Origin of the sequence: Streptomyces olivaceoviridis, from assembly GCF_014650115.1 — a bacterium.
GTDB lineage: Bacteria > Actinomycetota > Actinomycetes > Streptomycetales > Streptomycetaceae > Streptomyces > Streptomyces olivaceoviridis.
The window spans coordinates 1-1,549 of record NZ_BMUI01000102.1 but is presented as its reverse complement, the minus strand read 5'-3'; the positions used below and the strand labels follow the sequence as shown (position 1 = coordinate 1,549).

At 69.5% G+C, this 1,549-nt stretch carries 1 protein-coding gene; it reads left to right on the top strand.

Annotated elements, in window-relative coordinates; genetic code table 11:
* Positions 1 to 67: 67 nt before the first annotated feature.
* The gene (locus tag IE273_RS43065) at positions 68 to 1,444 is read left to right on the top strand and encodes an IS1380 family transposase (protein ID WP_189820549.1); all 1,377 of its coding nucleotides are present in this window, start codon (positions 68 to 70) and stop codon (positions 1,442 to 1,444) included.
* The last annotated feature ends 105 nt before the right edge of the window (positions 1,445 to 1,549 follow it).

The following is a 1,549-nucleotide window of genomic DNA, read 5'->3' as shown; positions in this document are numbered from 1 at the left end:
CTCCTGACCTGGAACGATAGGACTTGTCGAGGGTCCAGATCGTGCCGTGGAAAGAAGCACTTCTCAGGTGAAGAAGCGTATCGGGTCGTACCCGCGTGTCCGCGTTGAGGGCAGCGGTCGTGGAGTGGTCTCGCAGGCCGGGGCCGTGCTGCTGGTGGAGACGGTCCGCAAGACGGGCCTGGATACTGCGATATCGGGGGCTCTGGCGCCCTGGCGCAAGCCGCGGGCGGTGCATGATCCCGGCAAGATCCTGCTGGATGTGGCGCTCGCGGTCGCCCTCGGCGGCGACTGCCTGGCCGATGTCGGCATGCTGCGGGCCGAGCCGGCCGTGTTCGGGCCGGTGGCCTCGGACCCGACGGTCTCCCGGCTGATCGACACGCTCGCCGCGGGCGGCCACCGCGCCTTGAACGCGATCCGCAGCGCGCGGTCCCAAGTGCGTCAGCATGTATGGAAGTTGGCCCAGCAGGGTGCGCCGGATGCGACCGGGACTGTGACCGTGGACCTGGACGGCGTCCTGGTGGTCTCGCACTCCGACAAGGAAGACACGGCTGCGACCTGGAAGAAGACCTTTGGCCACCACCCGCTGATGGGCTTCGTCGACCACGGGAAGGGCGGGTCCGGCGAGCCGGTGGCCGCTCTGCTCAGGCCCGGGAACGCAGGCAGCAATACCGCCGCCGATCACATCACCGCCACCCAACTGGCCCTGACTCAGCTGCCCAAGTCCTATCGGCGCGGGCGCCGGACGCTGATCCGCACCGACTCCGCGGGCGGCACCCACGAGTTCGTGGCCTGGCTCGCGAAACGCGGCCGGTGGCTGTCGTACTCGGTCGGCATGACCATCACCGACGCAATCCACCAGGCCGTACTCAAGGTGCCGCCCGCGGCATGGACGCCGGCCGTCGAGCCCGATGGAGAGATCCGCGACGGGGCCTGGGTCGCCGAACTCACCGGCGGCATGCTCGACGGCTGGCCGAGGGGCATGCGGCTGATCGTTCGAAAGGAACGGCCGCACCCCGGTGCCCAGCTGAGGATCACAGACGCCGACGGCATGCGGATCACGTGCTTCGCCACCAACACCACCAGCCGGCCCATCGCCGAACTCGAACTCCGCCACCGCCTGCGGGCACGGGCCGAGGACCGCATCCGAGCTGCCCGCGCGACCGGCCTGCGGAATCTGCCCCTGCACGACACCGCGCAGAACAGGGTCTGGCTGGAGATCGTCCAGATCGCACTCGACCTGTTGGCCTGGATGCCGATGCTTGCCCTGAGCGGCCAGACCCGCCTCTGGGAGCCCCGCCGCCTGCGGCTCCGCCTGTTCAGCTCGGCCGGCCAGTTCGTCACCACCGGCCGCCGCCAGATCCTCCGCCTCGCCCGCCACTGGCCATGGACCCATGTCGTCACCAGCGCCCTCGAACGGCTCGAACAACTGCCCCACCCGGTCTGAACAGTAGCTTTCCCGTCCCTGCGAGCAGCACCATCGTCTCCGGAACAGTGGAATCCGGCGCTCACCCGACACGACAGTCGGGCTACTGCCCTGCCCGCCAGCAGC